Source organism: Photorhabdus sp. RM71S (genome assembly GCF_042879355.1).
In the GTDB taxonomy this organism is placed as follows: Bacteria; Pseudomonadota; Gammaproteobacteria; order Enterobacterales; family Enterobacteriaceae; genus Photorhabdus; species Photorhabdus kayaii.
Genome location: NZ_JBHFKV010000037.1, coordinates 1 through 22520, shown reverse-complemented (window position 1 = coordinate 22520; position 22520 = coordinate 1). Strand labels below are relative to the sequence as shown.

At 46.0% G+C, this 22520-nt stretch carries 20 protein-coding genes; 18 read left to right on the top strand and 2 right to left on the bottom strand.

The window, feature by feature from the left end; translation table 11 throughout:
* Window positions 1-296 precede the first annotated feature (296 nt).
* The 16 genes from mraZ (at window position 297) to lpxC (ending at window position 18099) form a co-directional block, all read left to right on the top strand.
* The gene (gene mraZ / locus ACGF5R_RS17380) at window positions 297-755 is read left to right on the top strand and encodes a division/cell wall cluster transcriptional repressor MraZ (protein WP_011147826.1); all 459 of its coding nucleotides are present in this window, start codon (window positions 297-299) and stop codon (window positions 753-755) included.
* Window positions 756-757: 2 nt separating this feature from the next.
* Window positions 758-1702, top strand: coding sequence for a 16S rRNA (cytosine(1402)-N(4))-methyltransferase RsmH (gene rsmH, locus ACGF5R_RS17375; protein ID WP_112878553.1), 945 nt, complete (start codon window positions 758-760; stop codon window positions 1700-1702).
* Window positions 1699-2019 carry a cell division protein FtsL gene (gene ftsL / locus ACGF5R_RS17370; protein WP_041380284.1) on the top strand — a complete coding sequence of 107 codons (321 nt, stop codon included), beginning with the start codon at window positions 1699-1701 and terminating at the stop codon, window positions 2017-2019. The genes rsmH and ftsL overlap by 4 nt, the downstream gene beginning before the upstream one ends.
* A gap of 28 nt (window positions 2020-2047) precedes the next feature.
* Window positions 2048-3814, top strand: a complete 1767-nt coding sequence (locus ACGF5R_RS17365) for a peptidoglycan glycosyltransferase FtsI (protein WP_387691987.1) — start codon at window positions 2048-2050, stop codon at window positions 3812-3814.
* Window positions 3801-5288 carry a UDP-N-acetylmuramoyl-L-alanyl-D-glutamate--2,6-diaminopimelate ligase gene (murE, locus tag ACGF5R_RS17360; RefSeq protein ID WP_387691985.1) on the top strand — a complete coding sequence of 496 codons (1488 nt, stop codon included), beginning with the start codon at window positions 3801-3803 and terminating at the stop codon, window positions 5286-5288. The genes ACGF5R_RS17365 and murE overlap by 14 nt, the downstream gene beginning before the upstream one ends.
* Window positions 5285-6664 carry a UDP-N-acetylmuramoyl-tripeptide--D-alanyl-D-alanine ligase gene (gene murF, locus ACGF5R_RS17355; protein WP_387691983.1) on the top strand — a complete coding sequence of 460 codons (1380 nt, stop codon included), beginning with the start codon at window positions 5285-5287 and terminating at the stop codon, window positions 6662-6664. Before murE ends, murF begins: the two co-directional genes overlap by 4 nt.
* Window positions 6658-7740, top strand: coding sequence for a phospho-N-acetylmuramoyl-pentapeptide-transferase (gene mraY, locus ACGF5R_RS17350; protein WP_387691982.1), 1083 nt, complete (start codon window positions 6658-6660; stop codon window positions 7738-7740). Before murF ends, mraY begins: the two co-directional genes overlap by 7 nt.
* A gap of 2 nt (window positions 7741-7742) precedes the next feature.
* Complete coding sequence (gene murD, locus ACGF5R_RS17345) at window positions 7743-9053, top strand: UDP-N-acetylmuramoyl-L-alanine--D-glutamate ligase (protein WP_387691980.1); 1311 nt, start codon at window positions 7743-7745, stop codon at window positions 9051-9053.
* Window positions 9053-10246, top strand: a complete 1194-nt coding sequence (ftsW, locus tag ACGF5R_RS17340) for a cell division protein FtsW (protein ID WP_112878547.1) — start codon at window positions 9053-9055, stop codon at window positions 10244-10246. Before murD ends, ftsW begins: the two co-directional genes overlap by 1 nt.
* On the top strand, window positions 10243-11310 hold the full coding sequence (gene murG / locus ACGF5R_RS17335) for an undecaprenyldiphospho-muramoylpentapeptide beta-N-acetylglucosaminyltransferase (protein ID WP_112878546.1): 1068 nt from the start codon (window positions 10243-10245) through the stop codon (window positions 11308-11310). The genes ftsW and murG overlap by 4 nt, the downstream gene beginning before the upstream one ends.
* A gap of 55 nt (window positions 11311-11365) precedes the next feature.
* Window positions 11366-12841, top strand: a complete 1476-nt coding sequence (gene murC / locus ACGF5R_RS17330) for a UDP-N-acetylmuramate--L-alanine ligase (protein WP_112878577.1) — start codon at window positions 11366-11368, stop codon at window positions 12839-12841.
* Window positions 12834-13754, top strand: a complete 921-nt coding sequence (locus ACGF5R_RS17325) for a D-alanine--D-alanine ligase (protein WP_387691978.1) — start codon at window positions 12834-12836, stop codon at window positions 13752-13754. Before murC ends, ACGF5R_RS17325 begins: the two co-directional genes overlap by 8 nt.
* A 1-nt stretch (window position 13755) precedes the next feature.
* A complete protein-coding gene (gene ftsQ / locus ACGF5R_RS17320) occupies window positions 13756-14562 on the top strand; it encodes a cell division protein FtsQ (RefSeq protein ID WP_387691976.1) in 807 nt (268 codons plus the stop codon).
* Between the two features lie 41 nt (window positions 14563-14603).
* Window positions 14604-15860, top strand: coding sequence for a cell division protein FtsA (gene ftsA, locus ACGF5R_RS17315; RefSeq protein ID WP_011147813.1), 1257 nt, complete (start codon window positions 14604-14606; stop codon window positions 15858-15860).
* Window positions 15861-15922: 62 nt separating this feature from the next.
* On the top strand, window positions 15923-17083 hold the full coding sequence (gene ftsZ, locus ACGF5R_RS17310) for a cell division protein FtsZ (protein ID WP_112878543.1): 1161 nt from the start codon (window positions 15923-15925) through the stop codon (window positions 17081-17083).
* A 98-nt stretch (window positions 17084-17181) separates the two neighbouring features.
* Window positions 17182-18099 (top strand): UDP-3-O-acyl-N-acetylglucosamine deacetylase, encoded by a 918-nt coding sequence (gene lpxC / locus ACGF5R_RS17305; protein WP_112878542.1) that lies wholly within the window; start codon window positions 17182-17184, stop codon window positions 18097-18099.
* Window positions 18100-18226: 127 nt separating this feature from the next.
* On the opposite strand, the gene ACGF5R_RS17300 is transcribed toward lpxC, so the two are convergent.
* Complete coding sequence (locus ACGF5R_RS17300) at window positions 18227-18754, bottom strand: DUF721 domain-containing protein (protein WP_112878541.1); 528 nt, start codon at window positions 18752-18754, stop codon at window positions 18227-18229.
* Window positions 18755-18786: 32 nt separating this feature from the next.
* On the opposite strand from ACGF5R_RS17300, the gene secM reads away from it, so the two are divergent.
* Complete coding sequence (gene secM, locus ACGF5R_RS17295) at window positions 18787-19311, top strand: secA translation cis-regulator SecM (protein WP_387691974.1); 525 nt, start codon at window positions 18787-18789, stop codon at window positions 19309-19311.
* An 83-nt stretch (window positions 19312-19394) separates the two neighbouring features.
* Window positions 19395-22106 carry a preprotein translocase subunit SecA gene (gene secA, locus ACGF5R_RS17290; protein WP_262981039.1) on the top strand — a complete coding sequence of 904 codons (2712 nt, stop codon included), beginning with the start codon at window positions 19395-19397 and terminating at the stop codon, window positions 22104-22106.
* 149 nt (window positions 22107-22255) lie between these two features.
* On the opposite strand, the gene ACGF5R_RS17285 is transcribed toward secA, so the two are convergent.
* Window positions 22256-22520, bottom strand: a 265-nt coding sequence (locus ACGF5R_RS17285; protein WP_387691972.1) for a transposase, incomplete at its 5' end; no start/stop codon positions are given.

Below are 22520 nucleotides of genomic sequence, written 5' to 3'. Positions count from 1 at the left end.
TAATGAAATGTAAATTATGTAAATAAATTAATCACACAACTATTTTTTCATTATTTTGCCGTAAACATTTATTCTCCCTGTGCTTGTAAAATTATTCAGAATTATCATGGTGTTAATTATTATTGATATTGCTAAATTTAATAATTATGCCTCCCAACAGCCAAAATCCTGCCATCAAATATAGCTAAAGCGCATCGGCTCTGGCTTGACAAGGTTTTCGTCCCATCCGTAAACTCCTTATTGTGGGGATTAGTGGGATAAAGTGGTAATTTTTGATCACCAGGGGCGACCTGAGGATGTTTCGTGGAGCAACGCAGATAAATCTCGATAGCAAGGGGCGGCTCACCGTACCTACCCGATACCGGGCTATGCTAAATGAGGAATCACAAGGGCAAATGGTTTGTACCATTGACCTTCATCAACCGTGCTTGTTGCTTTATACATTATCTGAATGGGAAATTATTGAAGAAAAACTTTCTCGCTTATCCAGCATGAACCCGGCGGAGCGTCGGGTGCAACGTTTACTTTTAGGTCATGCCAGTGAATGCCAGATGGATAGTGCAGGACGTCTTTTATTAGCTAATACATTGCGTCAGCATGCAGGGCTAGTCAAAGAGGTCATGCTGGTTGGTCAGTTCAACAAATTTGAACTGTGGGATGAACAGGCTTGGTATCAACAGGTTAAAGATGATATTGCGGCTGAGCAATCCACACAGGAACCTTTATCAGTACGGCTACAGGAATTATCACTATAAATATGGCAAATAGTCATTTTAAACATACCAGCGTATTGTTGGATGAAGCAGTCAACGGGCTGAATATTCGTGAAAATGGCATCTATATTGATGGCACATTTGGCCGTGGAGGGCATTCACGTCTGATTTTGTCGCAATTGGGGACGGCAGGTCGCTTAATTGCCATTGATCGAGATCCTCAGGCGATTGAAGTGGCGAAAGCAATTACAGATCCACGTTTTTCAATTGTACATGGGCCATTTTCTAAATTGGCTCACTATACAGAAAAAGCCGGGCTAATCGGCAAAATTGATGGTGTATTACTGGATTTAGGTGTTTCTTCGCCTCAGTTGGATGATCCGGAACGCGGTTTTTCTTTTATGCGTGATGGGCCGCTAGATATGCGGATGGACCCGACTCGCGGGCAGTCAGCAGCAGAATGGCTGATGAACGCAACAGCAGATGATATTGCCTGGGTATTGAAAACATTTGGTGAAGAGCGTTTCGCCAAACGCATTGCCAGAGCAATTGTGGCACGCAATCAGGAAGAGCCAATTATCCGAACAAAAGCGCTAGCCGATTTGATTGCTCAGGCCAGCCCGGTAAAAGAAAAACATAAGCATCCAGCAACCAGGAGCTTCCAGGCTATTAGGATCTATATCAACAGTGAGCTGGAAGAGATTGAGCAGGCGCTGGAGGGAGCATTACAAGTGCTTGCACCGCAGGGGAGACTTTCAGTGATTAGTTTCCATTCGCTGGAAGATCGGATTGTTAAACGATTTATTCGTCAGAATAGTCGAGGGCCACAAGTACCGGCAGGATTGCCACTCACAGAAGAGCAACTGAAAGCACAAGGTGGGCGTAGCTTGAAATCGATTGGCAAGATGAAACCTCCAGAGGAAGAAGTGGCTAATAACCCACGGGCTCGTAGTTCTGTTTTGCGTTTTGCTGAAAAAGTTAGTGAATAATGGCAGGTGAACGTCACGGATTAACCGGTATTATCGGCAGCGATTTGCTCAAGAATGCCAAGATACCGTTAATTCTTCTAGTCGTTGTACTGGTTTCGGCCATAGTTGTTGTAACTACTGCACATGAAACCCGTTTGTTGACGGCTGAAAGAGAGCATCTGGTGGTGGAACGTGATGCATTAGATATCGAGTGGCGCAATTTGATCCTCGAAGAAAATGCTTTGGGTGATCACAGCCGGGTTGAGCGGATAGCTGTTGAAAAAATGCATATGCAGCATGTTAACCCTGCTCAGGAAAACATTGTTGTTTCACAGTGAGTTAATTTAATTATTAAAAAGGTAAGAGATGAAAGCAGTACGCTCCGTGAAGTTAAAAAGGCAAGAAGATAAAGCCAGTTTTGTTAGCTGGCGTTTTGCTTTGTTATGCGGGGGGATTGCCGTAGCTTTAATTGCCTTATTGCTGAGAGTGACTTATTTGCAGGTCATCAATCCGGATCAACTGGTTAAAGAAGGTGATTTACGTTCCCTGCGCGTGCAATCAATCCCTACCGCTCGCGGTATGATCAGTGACCGAATGGGGCGACCTCTGGCTGTTAGCGTTCCAGTCAATGCTGTTTGGGCAGATCCGAAAGAGGTATTTGAACAAGGGGGAATTACGGGTGATACCCGCTGGAAAGCTTTATCTGATGCCATTAATTTGCCTCTTGAGCAGCTTATTGACAAAGTTAGCGTTAATCCAAAAGGCCGTTTTGTTTATTTAGCGCGTCAGGTTAACCCATCAGTTGGCGATTATATTCATAAACTGAAATTACCGGGAATTTATTTGCGTCAGGAATCCCGGCGTTATTATCCGTCAGGTCAGGTAACGGCACATATTATTGGCGTGACCAACGTTGATGGTCAGGGTATTGAAGGCGTAGAAAAAAGTTTTGATCGTTGGTTGACGGGGCAACCGGGTGAGCGGACTGTACGCAAAGATCGCTTTGGCCGTGTTATCGAAGATATTTCATCTGTGGATAGTCTGGCGGCACACAATCTGGTATTGAGTATTGATGAACGTTTACAGGCGCTGGTTTATCGCGAATTAACCAATGCGGTGGCCTTTAATAAAGCAGAATCCGGTACAGCGGTGTTGGTGGATGTTAATACCGGAGAAGTGCTGGCAATGGCAAACAGCCCATCTTATAACCCAAATAATCGCATCAATACGCCAAAAGAAGTAATGCGTAACCGGGCTATCACCGATATTTTCGAGCCAGGTTCCACTGTTAAGCCGATGGTGGTAATGGCTGCGCTGAATGATGGTATCATCAAAGAAAATACCGTTATTAATACAGTACCTTATAGGATAAGCGGTAAGGAAATCAGAGACGTATCCCGTTATCCGGAATTATCTATCACTGGTATTTTACAAAAATCGAGTAACGTCGGTGTTTCTAAGCTAGCGTTGGCGATGCCCGCGACAGAATTGGTGGATGTTTATTCACGTTTTGGGTTAGGAAAGGCGACCAATCTGGGGTTGGTTGGAGAAAGCAGTGGCTTATATCCAACAGGAAAACAACGGTGGTCAGATCTTGATAGAGCGACCTTTTCTTACGGTTATGGGCTGATGGTAACACCATTACAGTTAGCGCGGGTCTATGCAACGATTGGTAGTTTGGGTATTTATCGTCCTCTGTCAATTACCAAAGTTGATCCACCTGTGCCAGGCACAAGAGTATTTCCTGAGCCTATTATGCGAACAGTCGTTCATATGATGGAAAGTGTGGCTCTGCCCGGCGGCGGCGGAGTGCGAGCTGCGATAAAAGGTTATCGGATTGCAATCAAGACGGGTACAGCTAAGAAAGTTGGGCCGGATGGCAAATATGCTAGTCGATATATCTCTTACGCCGCAGGTGTTGCCCCTGCAAGTAATCCAAGATTTGCACTGGTTGTGATTATTAATGAGCCACAGGCAGGTAAGTATTACGGTGGTGCGGTTTCTGCGCCGGTATTTGGCACCATCATGGGGGGTGTTCTACGCATCATGAATGTGGAGCCAGATGCTTTGGCGGCAGGTGATAAAAACGAATTTGTGATTAATAAGAAAGAGGATACAGGTGGCAGATCGTAATCTACGCGATTTACTTGCGCCATTGGGTATTGACGCCCCAGTGCGTGCGTTACGCGAAATGACATTGGACAGCCGTGAATCGGCTGCCGGAGATCTGTTTGTTGCCATTAAAGGGCACCAGGCAGATGGTCGAGACTACATTCCTCAAGCCATCGCACAAGGGGTTGCGGCGGTTATTGCAGAAGCCCGGGGCGAGGCCAATAGCGGAACCGTACAGATTATGCACGGTGTTCCGGTTGTTTATGTGAACGATTTGAATAATAAGTTGTCACAGTTAACTGGTGAGTTTTATTGTCACCCTGGTGATAAATTGCACTTGATTGGTGTAACCGGAACCAATGGTAAAACAACCACTACCCAATTACTTGCTCAGTGGAGTCACGGATTGGGGGAAACCAGTGCCGTGATGGGAACTGTCGGTAATGGTTTACTGGGGCATGTGGTGCCAACTGAAAATACCACAGGCTCGGCTGTTGATATTCAACTGGATTTGCAACAACTTGTTCGGCAAGGGGCGACTTTTGCGGCAATGGAAGTCTCTTCTCATGGACTGGTTCAGGGGCGTGTAGCTGCGTTGCCGTTTGAAGCGGCAGTGTTTACTAATTTGAGCCGTGATCATCTCGATTATCACGGTGATATGGAACACTACGAAGCCGCTAAATGGCTGTTATTTTCTACTCATAATGTGAAGCAACAAATCATTAATGCTGATGATGAGACTGGATTGAAATGGTTGTCCCGTTTACCGCAAGCGGTTGCTGTGACGATGGAAAACTGTCTGCCGGAAAATTGGCAGGGGCGTTGGTTAGCAGCGCATGAAATAAAGTATCACGATAAAGGGGTATCCATTACCTTCGAGTCCAGTTGGGGAGGCGGTACAATTGATAGCGCCCTGATGGGAGCATTTAATGTCAGCAACCTGTTGTTGGCGCTTTCCACCTTATTAGCTTTGGATTATCCGCTGGAAAAACTGCTTGCAACAGCTTCCTGCCTGGAACCTGTCTGTGGACGAATGGAAGTATTCACTGCACCGGGCAAACCAGTTGTCGTTGTTGATTATGCTCACACACCTGATGCGCTGGAAAAAGCTTTGATGGCTGCACGTTTGCATTGTCAAGGTAAGCTTTGGTGTGTTTTTGGTTGTGGTGGTGATCGTGATAAAGGTAAACGCCCATTGATGGGGGGCGTTGCAGAGCAGTGGGCCGATTATGTGATTGTTACTGATGATAATCCGCGTAATGAAGAACCACAGGTAATTGTTGCTGATATTTTGACGGGTTTTCTTGATCCGGGGAGTGCGATAGCGATTCATGGCCGTGTTGAAGCGGTAACCAGCGCTATTATGCAGGCAAAAGCAGATGATGTTGTATTAATAGCGGGTAAAGGCCATGAAGATTATCAATTGGTTGGCCATCGCCGCTTAGATTACTCAGACCGGTTGACTGTTGCTCGGTTATTGGGGGTGATTGCGTGATTTCCCTCACTTTGCAACAACTGGCGCAAGTAACGGATGGCGTATTAAATCAGGTGACTGAACAGCAGGCTGCAAATATTTGTATCAGTGATGTGACTACAAACAGCCGTCAGGTTGGAAATGGCAGTCTGTTTATTGCTTTGAAAGGTGAGCGTTTTGATGCTCATGACTTTTTTGCTGATGCTGTAAAAGCCGGTGCCAGTGCTTTGCTCGTCAGCCGCGTATTGGATATTAACTTTCCACAGGTCGTGGTTAAAGATACTCGTTTAGCAATGGGTAAATTAGCGAGTTGGGTTCGCCAGCAGAGTAATGCCCGTGTTGTTGCGTTGACGGGGTCGTCCGGCAAAACATCGGTAAAAGAGATGACCGCAGCGATTTTGCGCCAATGTGGCAATACGCTCTATACCGCAGGTAACCTGAATAATGATATCGGTGTGCCGCTGACATTGTTCAGGCTGACAGAACAACATGAGTTTGCTGTGGTTGAATTAGGTGCAAGCCATGTTGGTGAAATTGCCTATACCGTAGAAATGGTTCGGCCGGAAACGGCATTAGTCAATAACCTGTTTGCTGCGCACTTAGCGGATTTTGGCTCTCTGGCGAGTATTGCAAAAGCTAAGGGCGAGATTTTTACCGGTCTTTCAGAGAAAGGTATGGCCATTATCAATATGGAAAGCAATGATTGGACTCACTGGCAGCAGGTTATTGGCGACAAAACAGTACAGCGTTTTTCCATGCAACAAGCATCAGGTGCTGATTTTTACGCTACAGATGTTCAGGTTAAACAACTGACTACGGATTTTTGTCTGCATACGCCTATTGGTAGCACAGAAATCAATTTGCCGTTGCCTGGAAAACACAATATCGCCAATGCGTTAGCGGCCAGTGCGTTAGCAATTTCTGTTGGCGCAACCCTGCGAGATATCCGTTTGGGCTTGTCTGAGCTGAAAGCGGTACCAGGGCGGTTGTTTCCAATCAATCTGGCAGAAGGAAAATTGCTGCTTGATGATACTTATAACGCCAATGTCGGTTCAATGACCGTTGCAGTTCAGGTGTTATCACAGATGCCGGGTTACCGAGTGCTGGTTGTTGGCGATATAGGGGCATTGGGTGAACAGTCAGCAGATTACCATCGTCAGATTGGTGAAACCGCAGCTTCTCGCGGTATCGATAGTGTGTTCAGTGTGGGCGAATTAAGTATTCATGTTAGTGAAGCGAGCGGTTGTGGTCAGCATTTTGCGGATAAAGCTGCATTGATCGCAACATTGGTTCCACTATTACAACAACACAAAGTCTTTTCAGTGTTAGTTAAAGGTTCGCGTAATACCACAATGGAAGATGTTGTCCACGCATTACAGGAGAGCTTCACATGTTAGTTTGGCTGGCCGAATATTTGGTCAAATATCACTCCGGCTTTAATGTCTTTTCTTACTTGACGTTTAGGGCTATCGTCAGCCTGCTGACTGCTTTGGCTATCGCATTGTGGATGGGGCCGCGTATGATCGCCTTTCTGCAAAAATTACAAATTGGGCAGGTTGTTCGCAATGATGGGCCGGAATCTCACTTTAGCAAACGTGGTACGCCGACGATGGGTGGTTTGCTGATTTTACTTTCAATTACGATTTCTACACTGTTGTGGGTGCGCTTGAATAACCCCTATGTTTGGTGCGTGCTGGTTGTGCTGATTGGTTACGGCATTGTTGGTTTCGTGGATGATTACCGCAAAGTTGTGCGCAAAGATACTAAGGGGTTGATTGCCCGTTGGAAGTATTTCTGGCAGTCCGTCCTGGCGTTGGGGGTGGCGTTTGCAATGTACAGTTTCGGTAAAGATACTCCGGCAACACAATTGGTCGTGCCATTCTTTAAAGATGTGATGCCGCAACTGGGTGTGCTTTATATTCTGTTGACCTACTTTGTGATTGTCGGAACCAGTAATGCAGTGAATTTGACTGACGGATTGGATGGTTTGGCAATTATGCCAACCGTTTTTGTTGCCGCGGGTTTTGCTTTGGTGGCATGGGCGACAGGTAATGTCAATTTTGCTAACTATCTGCATATCCCTTATCTGAGCCATGCTGGTGAGCTGGTTATCGTTTGTACTGCGATTGTTGGCGCAGGACTAGGTTTCTTGTGGTTCAACACTTATCCGGCTCAGGTTTTCATGGGGGATGTGGGCTCTTTGGCATTAGGTGGTGCACTGGGGACGATTGCTGTGTTGCTACGCCAAGAGTTTCTACTGGTGATTATGGGCGGTGTATTTGTGGTGGAAACCCTGTCAGTTATTTTACAGGTGGGTTCTTTTAAACTGCGCGGGCAGCGTATTTTCCGTATGGCGCCTATTCACCATCATTATGAATTGAAAGGCTGGCCAGAACCGCGTGTTATTGTGCGTTTTTGGATTATTTCTCTGATGCTAGTGCTGATTGGCTTGGCAACATTGAAGGTACGTTAATCATGGCAGATTATTTGGGTAAAAAAGTCGTCATTATCGGGTTGGGGCTAACGGGTCTCTCCTGTGTTGACTTTTTTATGGCACGAGGTGTGATCCCTCATGTGATAGATACTCGTGCGGTACCACCCGGCAAGGATAAACTGCCCGATGGTGTTGAGTGTCACAGTGGAAGCCTGAATGTTGGCTGGTTGATGGATGCTGACTTGATTGTTGTAAGCCCAGGCGTTGCCTTGGCAACGGCGGAATTGCAGGCTGCGGCTAATGCAGGTATTGAAATTGTTGGTGATATCGAGTTGTTTTGCCGTGAAACAACAGCCCCGATAGTCGCCATTACCGGCTCTAATGGTAAAAGTACCGTTACCAGTCTTGTCGGTGAAATGGCGAAAGCGGCTAATTGGCAGGTGGGTGTTGGCGGTAATATTGGCCTACCTGCATTAGAATTGTTGAAGAAATCTTGTCAGCTTTATGTCTTAGAGCTCTCCAGTTTCCAGTTGGAAACTACATATAGTCTGAACGCAACAGCCGCCACTGTGCTTAATGTGACTGAGGACCATATGGATCGTTATCCTCAGGGGGTATCTCAGTACCGGGCAGCTAAACTGAGGATTTATCGTCAGGCGAAAAGATGCATTGTGAATGCTCAAGATCCCTTGACACTGCCTGAAACGGGTATGGATAGCCGTTGTGTCAGCTTTGGTGTCGATTGTGGTGACTACCAGCTTGATAGTGAAAATGCTTTTTTGAAAGCTCACAACCAATCACTGCTGGCGACAAATGAAATTAAGCTGACTGGACGACATAACTACGTCAATGGGTTGGTTGCATTGGCTTTAGCTGATGCGGTTGGTATTCCTCGTGAAGCCAGTTTGGCAACATTGACGGTTTATCCGGGACTTGACCACCGTTTCCAGCTTGTTCGCCTGAACAACGGGGTGCGTTGGATTAACGATTCTAAGGCGACCAATGTTGGTAGTACAGTGGCGGCGCTTGATGGTCTGAACCTGGAGGGCTCGCTTTATTTGCTGTTAGGTGGTGATGGCAAGTCGGCAGATTTTTCTCCGCTTAAATCTTTCCTGAGCGGGAATAAAGTTCAGCTTTACTGCTTTGGTCGGGATGGAAAACAGTTGGCTCAACTACGCCCGGAAATAGCGACATTGACTGAAACTATGGAACAGGCGATACGTGATATTGCTCCGCGTCTGGTGGCTGGTGACATGGTGCTGTTATCTCCTGCTTGTGCAAGCCTTGATCAGTTCCGTAATTTTGAACAGCGTGGTCATGAGTTTACCCGCTTGGCAGAGGAGTTGGGCTGATGTCTATTCCGGGATTCAGTAGATTAAAAGACTGGGTTATTGGTGGCCGTGAAACTGATGCCGCCAATATGGTGTTGTATGATCGCACACTGGTTTGGCTGACACTCGGATTAGGAATTATCGGCTTTGTTATGGTGACATCAGCATCGATGCCGGTTGGGCAGCGTCTTGCAGAAGATCCGTTTCTGTTTGCTAAGCGTGATGCGATTTATCTCTTGCTGGCTTTCGGGTTGTCATTGATTACATTGCGTATCTCAATGGATTTCTGGCAACGCTATAGCAATCTGATGCTGCTTATTTCCGTTATTTTGTTGCTGGTTGTCCTGGTGGTGGGAAATTCAGTAAATGGTGCATCGCGTTGGATTGCCATTGGGCCTTTGAGAATTCAACCTGCTGAGTTATCGAAACTTTCTCTATTTTGCTATCTCGCCAGTTATTTGGTGCGCAAAGTAGAAGAAGTGCGGAATAACTTTTGGGGATTCTGTAAGCCAATGGGCGTGATGGTCGTGTTAGCGGTGTTACTTCTGGCTCAACCTGACTTGGGAACAGTGGTTGTACTGTTTGTAACAACGTTGGCAATGCTATTTCTGGCCGGGGCAAAATTATGGCAGTTTCTAGCAATTATTGGTTCAGGGGTATTCGCGGTGGTTTTGTTAATCATTGCTGAACCTTACCGTATACGCCGTGTAACTTCCTTTCTGGATCCTTGGGAAGATCCATACGGCAAAGGTTATCAATTAACGCAATCTTTGATGGCTTTTGGTCGAGGGGAATTTTTAGGGCAAGGACTAGGAAATTCAGTACAGAAACTGGAATACCTGCCGGAAGCACATACTGACTTTATTTTCTCTGTTTTGGCAGAAGAATTAGGTTACGTAGGTGTGGTTTTGGTGTTGTTAATGATATTCTTCGTCGCTTTTCGCGCAATGACGATAGGTCGTCGCGCATTACAGATGGATCAGCGTTTTTCGGGTTTTCTGGCTTGTTCGGTGGGTATTTGGTTTAGTTTCCAAGCTCTGGTTAACGTTGGGGCCGCCGCAGGTATGTTACCGACTAAAGGTTTGACTTTACCTTTGATTAGTTACGGTGGTTCAAGTTTGCTGATTATGTCGACAGCTATCGTATTGCTATTAAGAATTGATTTTGAAACACGCTTGGCAAAAGCTCAAGCGTTTGTAAGGAGCCCCCGATGAGTGGCAAAACCCGGCGTTTGATGGTGATGGCAGGTGGAACTGGAGGACATGTCTTCCCTGGTCTGGCTGTAGCTCATCATTTAAAAGACCAGGGCTGGGACGTTCTCTGGTTGGGAACAGCGGATCGTATGGAAGCCGATTTAGTGCCAAAACATGGCATTGATATTGAATTTATTCAGATTTCTGGTCTGCGAGGTAAAGGGATCAAAGCATTGTTGGCTGCCCCGGTCCGGATTTTCAAAGCAATTCGTCAGGCAAAGGCGATTATGCGTCGCTATCAGCCAGATGTCGTGCTTGGCATGGGGGGATATGTTTCTGGTCCCGGCGGCATTGCTGCGTGGATGTGCGGTGTTCCGGTTGTATTGCATGAACAGAATGGTATTGCCGGGCTGACAAACCGGTGGCTGGCTAAAATCGCTACGACTGTTTTACAAGCATTTCCCGGCGCATTTCCAAAAGCGCCCGTTGTTGGCAATCCTGTTCGCGAAGATGTGTTGACACTGCCTATACCTGAACAACGTTTGACAGGGCGTGAAGGTCCGATTCGAGTTCTGGTTGTTGGTGGCAGTCAGGGGGCGAGAATTCTTAACCAGGCAATGCCTGAAATTGCGGCCCGTATGGGTGATAAAATTACTCTTTGGCATCAGACAGGCAAAGGGGCTAAAGAAAGTGTTCAGAATGCCTATGACAATTTAGTTAAATGCGAACATAAGATTACTGAATTTATTGACGATATGGCACAAGCTTATGCTTGGGCTGATGTGGTGATTTGTCGTTCTGGCGCGTTGACGGTTAGTGAAGTGTCAGCGGCGGGATTACCTGGGATTTTTGTGCCATTTCAGCATAAAGATCGTCAGCAATACTGGAATGCGTTACCTCTAGAAAAGGTTGGCGCAGCAAAAATATTGGAGCAACCCCAATTTACGGTTGATGCAGTAATCGAATTATTAACTCAGTGGCAACGGCCGCAATTGCTGGAAATGGCGGAAAAAGCCCGTTCAGCAGCAATTATTGATGCAACTGAGCGAGTATCGGCGGCATTAATCGATGCGGCAAAAAAATGATTTAGACCGCCTTAAAAGGGGCGGTGAAGCAAACATATATAGTGAAGAAGAAAACGTGAATACACAACAACTGGCGAAATTAAGAGTTTTCGTGCCTGAGATGAGAAAAGTCAGGCACATCCACTTTGTTGGCATTGGTGGTGCTGGCATGGGGGGGATCGCCGAAGTGTTGGCTAATGAAGGTTATCAGATCAGTGGATCTGATTTGGCCCCAAACCCGGTAACTCGGCAACTGACTAAGTTGGGCGCTCAGATTTATTTTAATCATCGTCCTGAAAATATACTGGATGCCAGTGTTGTTGTGGCTTCAAGCGCAATCTTGGCGGATAACCCGGAAATTGTTGCTGCTCGTGAGGCCCGAATTCCGGTTATTCGCAGAGCAGAGATGTTGGCAGAACTGATGCGCTACCGTCATGGTATTGCTATTGCCGGGACTCACGGTAAAACGACAACAACAGCGATGATTTCTAGCATCTATGCACAGGCTGGTTTAGATCCCACTTTTGTTAATGGTGGTTTAGTTAAAGCAGCAGGAACGCATGCTCGTCTTGGCAGTAGCCGTTATTTAATTGCGGAAGCTGACGAAAGTGATGCTTCTTTCTTGCATTTGCAGCCGATGGTGGCGGTCATTACGAATATCGAAGCAGACCATATGGATACCTATCATGGTGACTTCGAAAACTTGAAACAGACGTTTATCAACTTCTTGCACAACCTACCTTTTTACGGACGTGCAGTCATGTGCATTGATGATCCGGTTGCCAAAGAGTTAATTCCTCGTGTTGGGCGCTATATCACGACGTATGGTTTTAGTGAAGAAGCGGACGTACGTATCACCCATTATCAGCAAAAAGGTGCTCAGGGATATTTTACTGTTAGTCGTCAAGATATGGCGGATCTGAAAGTCGTATTGAATGCACCGGGTCGCCATAATGCGCTGAATGCGGCGGCGGCAGTGGCTGTTGCGACTGAGGAGGGGATTTCTGGCAGTGATATTTTGGCTGCGTTGGCAGGTTTTCAGGGAACCGGGCGCCGTTTTGATTTTTTGGGGAATTTTCCTCTGGAACATGTTAACGGCAAAGGTGGCAGTGCGATGTTGGTTGATGATTATGGTCATCATCCAACGGAAGTGGATGCAACCATTAAAGCCGCTCGTGCTGGCTGGCCGGATAAACGGATTGTGATGATATTTCAACCTCATCGTTATACCCGAACTCGTGATTTGTACGATGACTTTGCCAATGTATTGAATCAGGTAGATGTATTGCTGATGTTGGATGTTTACTCTGCGGGTGAAGTGGTTATTCCGGGGGCAGATAGTCGTTCGTTGTGCCGTACTATCCGTAGCCGCGGTAAGTTAGATCCGATTTTGGTCTCTGATCCGGCAAAGGTGACCGCTGCATTGGCACAGGTGCTGGATGGTAATGATTTAATTCTGGTTCAAGGGGCCGGCAATATAGGCAAAATAGCGCGTAATCTGGCTGAAACGAAATTACAGCCATCTTTGAATGAGGAAAAACACAATGGCTGAGAAAGTCGCGGTACTGTTGGGAGGAACTTCCGCTGAGCGTGAAGTTTCGCTGTTATCGGGACAAGCCGTGTTGGCTGGATTGAGAGAAGCGGGTATTGATGCACATCCAGTTGATACAAAAGATTTTCCTGTGACTCAACTTAAAGAAGCTGGATTTGAGAAAGTCTTTATCGCGCTTCATGGGCGTGGTGGGGAAGACGGTACTTTGCAAGGTGTATTGGAATTTTTGCAGTTACCCTATACCGGTAGTGGCGTGATGGCCTCTGCATTGTCAATGGATAAATTGCGGACAAAACAGTTATGGCAGGGAATTGGGTTGACTGTTTCGCCATATGTTTCAATTAATTCTCAGCAATTTGAACGATTGACTGATTCTCAACTCCAAGAATATGTAGCAGATTTAGGTTTGCCATTAATTGTTAAGCCAAGTCTGGAAGGTTCCAGTGTTGGTATGACTAAGGTTGATGAGATTTCAGAGTTGCGTGGCGCATTAGAGGTAGCGTTTCGTTATGACGTTGACTTGCTGGTAGAAAAATGGTTGAACGGCCCGGAATACACAGTAGCCATCCTTGGTGATACGGCTTTACCTTCTATTCGTATTCAACCCGCTGCTGTTTTTTATGACTATGATGCAAAATATTGGTCTGAAGAAACACAATATTTTTGTCCAAGTGGCTTAAGTGATGAAAAAGAGCAGCAATTGACAGAACTGGCGCTTAAAGCTTATCAGTCAGTTGGGTGCAGTGGTTGGGGGCGAGTTGATGTCATGATGGATACTGATGGTGATTTCTATCTGTTGGAAGTGAATACCTCTCCGGGGATGACCAGTCACAGCTTGGTGCCGATGGCTGCGCGTCAGGCGGGATTAAGTTTTTCACAGTTGGTGGTAAAGATTTTGGAGTTGGCTGATTGATATGTCTCAAGCGGCCCTGAAAGTGAGGGGACGGGATAATGAAAATAGCAGTTCCCGTCCTAGTAACGGCTCTTACCTGGCAGGGCTTATCTTCTTCCTGATGGTACTTGGGACCATTATTTGGGGAGGTTTGGCCGTCCTTAACTGGATGAAAGATGCTAACAGATTGCCTATTTCAAAACTGGTGGTAACGGGTGAGCGTCACTACACTACCAACGATGATATCCGGCAGGCAATTTTGTCACTAGGGCAACCGGGAACTTTCATGACGCAGGATGTGAATATCATTCAGCAACAAATTGAACGGATGCCGTGGATAAGGCAAGTCACTGTCCGTAAACAGTGGCCTGATGAACTGAGAATTCATCTGGTAGAATATATCCCTTATGTGCGCTGGAATGACACACAGATGCTGGATACCGAAGGTCAGGTATTCAGCATTCCGGCTGAATGGGGAACTAAAGGGTATTTCCCGATGCTTTATGGCCCACAAGGCAGTGAAAAAGAAGTACTTGATGGTTACCGAGCCATGGCTAAACTTCTCGCTGCCAATAAACTGAAATTAAAAGCGACGGCAATGACTGCGCGTCGTTCCTGGCAACTGACTCTGGATAATGGTATCCAGCTAAAGCTGGGAAGAATGGATACAACAGGCCGTATTAAACGTTTTATCGAGCTTTATCCGCTGTTACAGCAGAACACAGAGAAAAGGGTAGATTATGTGGATTTGCGTTATGACAGTGGTGCCGCGGTAGGTTGGGCATCTTTACCAATTGGTGATCCTAATGCTCCGGTCAAAGGGCAATAAACAATTACTGGCAATAATTATATGAGGCAGGCAGAACAACGATGATCAAATCGACGGACAGAAAATTAGTAGTTGGCCTAGAGATTGGCACAGCAAAGGTATCTGCCCTTGTTGGTGAAATTCTGCCCGATGGTATGGTTAATATTATCGGGGTGGGAAGCTGTCCATCCCGCGGTATGGATAAAGGCGGTGTAAACGACCTAGAGTCGGTTGTTAAATGTGTACAGCGGGCTATCGATCAGGCTGAATTGATGGCAGATTGTCAAATTTCCTCTGTTTATCTGGCGTTATCTGGAAAACATATCAGTTGTCAGAATGAAATCGGGATGGTTCCTATTTCCGAAGAGGAAGTTACTCAGGAAGATGTGGACAATGTTGTTCATACTGCCAAATCAGTTCGTGTACGTGATGAATACCGAATACTGCATGTTATTCCGCAAGAATATGCTATCGATTATCAGGAAGGCATTAAAAATCCGGTGGGGCTTTCCGGTGTACGTATGCAGGCGAAAGTTCACTTGATTACCTGTCATAATGATATGGCGAAGAATATTGCAAAAGCCGTTGAACGCTGTGGCTTGAAAGTCGATCAGCTTATTTTTTCCGGGTTGGCTGCCAGCTATGCTGTTTTGACCGAAGACGAGCGTGAATTGGGCGTTTGCGTGGTAGATATTGGCGGAGGGACGATGGATATTGCGGTGTATACCGGCGGAGCGCTGCGTCATACCAAAGTTATTCCTTATGCCGGTAACGTTGTCACCAGTGATATTGCTTATGCCTTTGGTACGCCACCAAGCGATGCAGAAACGATAAAAGTACGCCACGGTTGTGCACTAGGTTCGTTGGTCAGCAAAGATGAAAGTGTGGAGGTACCTAGTGTCGGTGGACGCCCACCACGTAGCTTACAGCGTCAGACGTTGGCTGAAGTCATTGAGCCGCGTTACATCGAATTACTGAATTTAGTGAATGATGAAATCTTGCGATTGCAGGAACAGTTACGCCAGCAGGGGGTTAAACACCATCTGGCGGCGGGTATTGTCTTGACTGGCGGTGGTGCTCAGATTGATGGTTTGGCTGAATGCGCTCAGCGTGTGTTTCATGCTCAGGTGCGTATCGGTCAACCTCTTAATATTACTGGTCTGACGGACTATGCGCAGCAACCCTATTATTCAACAGCGGTAGGGTTGCTGCATTACGGAAAAGCCTCTCATCTTAATGGTGATGCGGATATTGAAAAACATGTTTCAGTGAGCCGTTGGTTTAAGAGAGTCAGTAGCTGGCTGAAAAAAGAGTTTTAATTTTATACAGAGACTACATCTATTTTTAGTCTCGATATAAAGGCATAAAGCGGAGAGAAACTATGTTTGAACCAATAGAATTAACCAATGACGCGGTGATTAAGGTCATCGGCGTCGGCGGCGGCGGCGGTAACGCTGTTGAGCACATGGTGCGTGAACGCATCGAAGGTGTTGAATTCTTTGCAGTAAATACGGATGCTCAGGCATTGCGTAAAACTGCTGTCGGCCAGACTATCCAGATTGGTAATGGTATTACTAAAGGTTTGGGGGCGGGTGCAAACCCGGAAGTTGGTCGTACTGCTGCTCAAGAAGATCGGGATGCATTGCGTACTGCGCTTGATGGTGCGGATATGGTATTTATCGCTGCCGGTATGGGCGGTGGTACCGGTACTGGCGCCGCGCCTGTGGTGGCTGAGATTGCAAAAGAGCTGGGAATTTTGACAGTTGCTGTGGTGACTAAGCCTTTCAATTTCGAAGGTAAGAAACGTATGGCATTTGCCGAACAAGGGATCACTGAATTGTCCAAGCATGTAGATTCATTGATTACTATCCCTAACGACAAACTGTTAAAAGTACTTGGCCGCGGCATTTCACTCCTGGATGCTTTCGGCGCAGCTAATGATGTTTTGAAAGGTGCGGTTCAGGGTATCGCTGAACTGATCACGCGTCCAGGTCTAATGAATGTTGACTTTGCTGATGTGCGTACCGTGATGTCCGAAATGGGCTACGCTATGATGGGTTCCGGTATTGCGCAGGGTGAAGATCGTGCGGAAGAAGCTGCTGAGATGGCGATATCCAGCCCATTGCTGGAAGATATCGACTTGTCAGGCGCTCGTGGTGTTCTGGTTAACATTACTGCTGGCTTTGATCTGCGTTTGGATGAGTTCGAAACAGTGGGTAACACGATCCGAGCATTTGCATCTGATAATGCAACTGTCGTGATCGGCACCTCTCTGGATCCAGACATGAATGATGAGTTGCGTGTGACTGTGGTTGCCACGGGTATTGGTATGGATAAACGTCCTGAAATTACGTTGGTTACCAATAAGTCTTCTCAGTCAAGTGTAATGGAACACCGTCATCAGCAAATGCCTGGCGGTATGTCTTCATTGTCTGAAGAAAATAAACCAGCAGCAAAAGTGGTGAATGACCAAAGCGTACAAACTAGCAAGGAGCCTGATTATTTGGATATTCCTGCATTTTTGCGTAAACAGGCCGATTAATAGCTAAAAAATTGGATTCTCCGCTTTTTGTGCTAAACTTGCCCGCCAATCATAGTGTATAGTGGTTGGCAGGATGGATAACATTGCGAGATAAAACGATGATCAAACAAAGGACACTTAAACGTATTGTTCAGGCGACTGGTGTCGGTCTACATACCGGCAAAAAAGTCACGCTAACAATGCGCCCAGCACCGGCTAACACCGGGGTCATCTATCGCCGCACTGACTTGAATCCACCGGTTGATTTTCCGGCAGATGCAAAATCCGTGCGTGATACTATGCTCTGTACTTGCCTGGTAAATGAGCATGACGTGCGAATCTCAACGGTTGAGCACCTGAATGCAGCGCTTGCGGGGTTAGGTATCGATAATATTATTATCGAAGTTGATGCGCCAGAAATTCCCATTATGGATGGTAGTGCCAGCCCGTTTGTTTTCCTGCTGTTGGATGCGGGTATTGAAGAGCTGAACACATCTAAAAAATTCCTGCGTATTAAGGAAACCGTGCGTGTGGAGGAGGGGGATAAGTGGGCAGAGATGGCGCCTTATAATGGTTTCAGCCTGGATTTCACTATTGATTTCAATCACCCTGCGATTGATTCAAGCACTCAACGTTACTGTCTGGATTTCTCGGCAGAAGCGTTTGTTCGTCAAATCAGTCGTGCACGTACATTTGGCTTTATGCGTGATATTGAGTACTTACAATCTAAAGGGTTGTGTTTAGGTGGCAGCTTTGATTGTGCGATTGTTGTTGATGACTATCGTGTGCTTAATGAAGATGGCTTGCGTTTTGAAGACGAATTTGTCCGCCATAAAATGCTGGATGCAATTGGTGATCTGTTTATGTGTGGCTATAACATCATTGGCGCATTTACTGCGTTCAAATCTGGTCATGCGTTGAACAATAAACTATTGCAGGCAGTTCTGGCGCAAGAAAGTGCATGGGAGCTGATTACTTTCGAAGATGAAGCTGAAATGCCATTGGCTTTTCGTGCTCCATCAACTGCAATGGCATAACTCTCTAGTATGCTGATAATAATTCAATGATATATCAGTGGGTTATGTTATCAGTGATTTTGTTCTCGCTGATGTTTTTTACTCGGCGTTAGCACTTATCAGCGTTAGCACTTAAATTTATTTAGCGTTATCGCTTAGTCGTTTTAGCTGTACTGGCACTCTCTCCGGCCAGTGCAGCTAGTCGTTCTAATCTTTCCTTCAGCTTTTTTGGACTACGGTTCGCTAGCATTATTAATTCTTTCGCACTCTCTTGACTTAACTGACGTGTCGGTAAAGTTTTATGATCATCGCTCATCGTTTTTGCGAAGCTCTGCGCACTATTGCCATGCTTAATCATGAGTGATGGGTTAATCCTGATGTCGATAGATGACAATGATGGTAGAATTTCGCTTCTTAGTGTAGAAAGCAGCGTTGGCAGCTCGTAACGTAATCTGGTCATCCAACTGGCGTTTCCTGCTTCCAGTACCAGAATTTGTTTGCGATAATTAGCGACCCGGCACCACGGATGTAATTGTGCGGGAAGCAAGCTGACAACGGCACGGTTAAGTTTTAACAAAGCGACGGCACGTTGCTGGATAACATGAAGCGGGCTTTTCTCAACGGCGGCGGCGTCTTCAAAAAGAACATCTAATGATTGTGGGCGGCTATCGCGCATAATGAAAGTAGCTCCGGTATGATGAAGGATTAATGGGTATTCTAAATCTTTGGCGACAATTTGGCAGACGTTATTTCTGGTCACATCTGTTATTAGGGGTGGTTGCGGCAAGTATTGGCGTTCCTACCATTTTAGCGGGTGTTACCGATAATATTTCACAAGCTAATACCTCGCCTAGCCAGAGTTGGCGAAATCAGGCTTTATCGGCTTTTGATAATCTATTCTCATTGCAGAATGTTCAACACCAGCCAGCCAATGGCGTTAATTACTGGCAACAACATGCTGTACGTAACGTGATAAGACAGCTTTCTTTTGCTTTTTCTGTTTCGCAACCTATGAGCGATGAAACAGCAAAACAAAGTATCCGGTTAAGTTCTTGCAGTATTCAGCAGCTTGTTCTGGAAACCCTGAATACACTATTAGTTCGGGAACCTAAGCCACCTGAACCAGTCTTAGATATACTGTTCCTGAATGTTGCATCACAATCTTCTTATACTCCGACGTTTTGGATTGCTAAAGCCCAAGGTATCCGTGCAGGTCCTACTGCTTACCTCTGAATCTTCGTTTTTTTACAAATTTTCGAAATAAATAACTATTTGCTGGCTGCGAGATAACGGCCTTATCTGAGATGTAATTAACTATGCTGATTAAATTATTAACAAAGGTTTTTGGTAGTCGTAATGACCGTACACTGCGCCGTATGCGTAAAGTTGTTGATGTCATCAACCGCATGGAGCCAGAGTTTGAAAAATTGTCTGATGATGAATTGAAGGGTAAAACAGCCGAATTCCGTGCCCGTTTGGAAAAAGGCGAATCGCTGGAAAATCTGTTACCTGAAGCGTTTGCAACAGCACGTGAAGCAAGTAAGCGCGTGTTTGCTATGCGTCATTTCGACGTTCAGTTACTGGGTGGTATGGTTCTGAATGAACGTTGTATTGCGGAGATGCGCACTGGTGAAGGTAAAACACTGACAGCGACTTTGCCTGCTTATTTGAATGCATTAACTGGGCATGGTGTTCACGTAGTCACTGTGAATGATTATCTGGCGCAGCGTGATGCCGAAAATAACCGCCCATTGTTTGAATTTCTGGGATTGAGTGTTGGTATTAACCTGCCAGGTATGCCGGCACCCGTTAAACGCCAGGCATATGCGGCGGATATTACCTATGGTACTAACAACGAATATGGCTTTGACTATCTTCGTGACAACATGGCATTTAGTCCGGAAGAGCGTGTTCAGCGTAAATTGCATTATGCGCTGGTGGATGAGGTTGACTCCATTCTGATTGACGAAGCGCGTACCCCATTGATTATTTCCGGCCCGGCGGAAGACAGCTCTGAACTTTATATCAAGGTCAATAAGCTGATCCCTAAACTGATTCGCCAGGAAAAAGAAGATTCAGAGACTTTCCAGGGAGAAGGCCACTTTTCTGTTGATGAGAAATCCCGTCAGGTTAACTTGACAGAACGCGGTCTGGTTCTGGTTGAGCAATTGTTAGTGGAAGCGAAATTGATGGAAGAAGGTGAATCTCTGTATTCACCCACTAACATCATGTTAATGCACCATGTTACAGCCGCACTACGTGCCCATGCGCTGTTTACCCGTGATGTTGACTATATCGTGAAAGAGGGTGAAGTCATTATTGTTGATGAGCATACGGGCCGTACTATGCAGGGGCGTCGCTGGTCTGATGGATTGCATCAGGCTGTTGAAGCTAAAGAGGGTGTAGAAATTCAGAATGAAAACCAAACGTTAGCTTCAATTACCTTCCAAAACTACTTCCGGTTGTATAAAAAACTGGCGGGTATGACCGGTACGGCAGATACAGAAGCGTTTGAGTTTAGCTCTATTTATAAGCTTGATACCATTGTGGTTCCGACAAACCGTCCAATGATCCGTAATGATTTGCCAGATCTGGTTTATATGACCGAAGCTGAAAAAATTGAAGCTATCATTGAAGATATCCGAGAACGTACCAGCAAGGGGCAACCTGTATTGGTGGGAACTATTTCTATTGAAAAATCTGAACTGGTTTCCCGTGAACTGACTAACGCGGGTATCGAGCACAACGTACTTAACGCCAAATTTCATGCAATGGAAGCGGATATTATTGCTCAGGCGGGTCAGGCGAGTGCGGTAACTATTGCGACTAACATGGCTGGTCGTGGTACAGATATTGTGCTGGGTGGCAGTTGGCAGGCAGAAATTGCTAAATTGACAGAGCCCACAGAAGCTCAGATTGAAGAGATTAAAACCGCATGGCAGGAGCGTCATGACATGGTTCTGGCTGCGGGTGGTTTGCATATTATCGGTACGGAGCGTCATGAGTCTCGTCGTATTGATAATCAGTTACGCGGGCGTTCCGGGCGTCAAGGGGATGCGGGATCATCCCGTTTCTATTTATCAATGGAAGACTCACTGATGCGTATTTTTGCCTCTGATCGTGTCACTGGCATGATGCGTAAACTGGGTATGAAACCGGGTGAGGCGATTGAACATCCGTGGGTAACCAAAGCCATTGCTAATGCTCAACGTAAAGTGGAGAGCCGTAACTTCGATATACGTAAACAATTGTTAGAATACGATGATGTTGCTAACGATCAGCGCCGTGCTATTTATGCTCAGCGTAACGACTTGCTGGATGTGAGTGATGTTAGTGAAACCATTGGTAGCATTCGTGAAGATGTATTTAAAGCAACCATCGATGCTTATATTCCCCCTCAATCTCTGGAAGAGATGTGGGATGTGGAAGGTTTGCAGCAACGTTTAGTGACTGATTTCGATTTAGAGTTGCCGATCAAAGAGTGGTTGGATAAAGAGCCTGAGTTACACGAAGAGACGTTGCGTGAGCGTATCCTTGAACAGGCTGTTGAAGTCTATAAACGTAAAGAAGAGATTGTTGGCATTGAAATGATGCGTAATTTCGAAAAAGGTATCATGTTGCAGACTCTGGATATGTTGTGGAAAGAGCATCTGGCAGCAATGGATTACCTACGTCAGGGGATCCATCTCCGTGGTTATGCTCAGAAAGATCCAAAACAGGAATATAAACGTGAATCTTTCGCTATGTTTGCAAACATGCTGGAATCGCTGAAATATGAAGTGATTAGTACATTGAGCAAAGTTCAAGTGAGATTGCCGGAGGAAGTAGAGGCATTGGAGCAACAGCGCCGGGCGGAAGCTGAACGCTTGGCAAGGCAACAGCAATTAAGCCATGAGGTTGAAAAAGGCGCATTGATGTCTACAACAGAAGCTCAGATTGCCAGTGGAGCTCGTAAAGTAGGCCGTAATGATCCTTGTCCTTGTGGATCGGGTAGAAAATATAAACATTGCCACGGGCGCTTGCAGTAACAATGAAAAGGCGGGAAACCGCCTTTCAGACCGCTGACAAACCTCGTTGAAAATAACGGGGTCTGTTCCTTTCATTATGAATCATAATGCCATCTATTTTCCTCATTAACCCGGTTTAATCCCCCGCCAGGGCGCTATTTTCGCTTCTCCTACAATAAAACACTCGCTCTCCAGAGATAAAAACAACACAGCATTGCGACCAGCAAGGCTATCTTCTTGATATTTTGGGCTGTTGCCGCCAGGAGACACTGTATTTGCACTTTCCGCAACCCACGAAAACGGGCATAACGATGCCCATGATGTTGCTTCGCATCCGCAAAACTCCGTTCTATCGTTTCTTTTCGCCGCTTGTGCACCTTTTTACCCCACGGACTCAAACGGATTTCTCTGGCCTTTTCTTTGCCCGTTTCCCAG

Bases quoted from the DNA above. Each gene is read 5' to 3' on its own strand.
- mraZ (WP_011147826.1), top strand. From the start codon at position 297: ATGTTTCGTGGAGCAACGCAGATAAATCTCGATAGCAAGGGGCGGCTC.
- rsmH (WP_112878553.1), top strand. From the start codon at position 758: ATGGCAAATAGTCATTTTAAACATACCAGCGTATTGTTGGATGAAGCA.
- ACGF5R_RS17365 (WP_387691987.1), top strand. From the start codon at position 2,048: ATGAAAGCAGTACGCTCCGTGAAGTTAAAAAGGCAAGAAGATAAAGCC.
- mraY (WP_387691982.1), top strand. From the start codon at position 6,658: ATGTTAGTTTGGCTGGCCGAATATTTGGTCAAATATCACTCCGGCTTT.
- murD (WP_387691980.1), top strand. From the start codon at position 7,743: ATGGCAGATTATTTGGGTAAAAAAGTCGTCATTATCGGGTTGGGGCTA.
- ftsW (WP_112878547.1), top strand. From the start codon at position 9,053: ATGTCTATTCCGGGATTCAGTAGATTAAAAGACTGGGTTATTGGTGGC.
- murG (WP_112878546.1), top strand. From the start codon at position 10,243: ATGAGTGGCAAAACCCGGCGTTTGATGGTGATGGCAGGTGGAACTGGA.
- ACGF5R_RS17325 (WP_387691978.1), top strand. From the start codon at position 12,834: ATGGCTGAGAAAGTCGCGGTACTGTTGGGAGGAACTTCCGCTGAGCGT.
- ftsQ (WP_387691976.1), top strand. From the start codon at position 13,756: ATGTCTCAAGCGGCCCTGAAAGTGAGGGGACGGGATAATGAAAATAGC.
- ftsA (WP_011147813.1), top strand. From the start codon at position 14,604: ATGATCAAATCGACGGACAGAAAATTAGTAGTTGGCCTAGAGATTGGC.
- ftsZ (WP_112878543.1), top strand. From the start codon at position 15,923: ATGTTTGAACCAATAGAATTAACCAATGACGCGGTGATTAAGGTCATC.
- lpxC (WP_112878542.1), top strand. From the start codon at position 17,182: ATGATCAAACAAAGGACACTTAAACGTATTGTTCAGGCGACTGGTGTC.
- ACGF5R_RS17300 (WP_112878541.1), bottom strand. From the start codon at position 18,754: ATGCGCGATAGCCGCCCACAATCATTAGATGTTCTTTTTGAAGACGCC.
- secM (WP_387691974.1), top strand. From the start codon at position 18,787: ATGGGTATTCTAAATCTTTGGCGACAATTTGGCAGACGTTATTTCTGG.
- secA (WP_262981039.1), top strand. From the start codon at position 19,395: ATGCTGATTAAATTATTAACAAAGGTTTTTGGTAGTCGTAATGACCGT.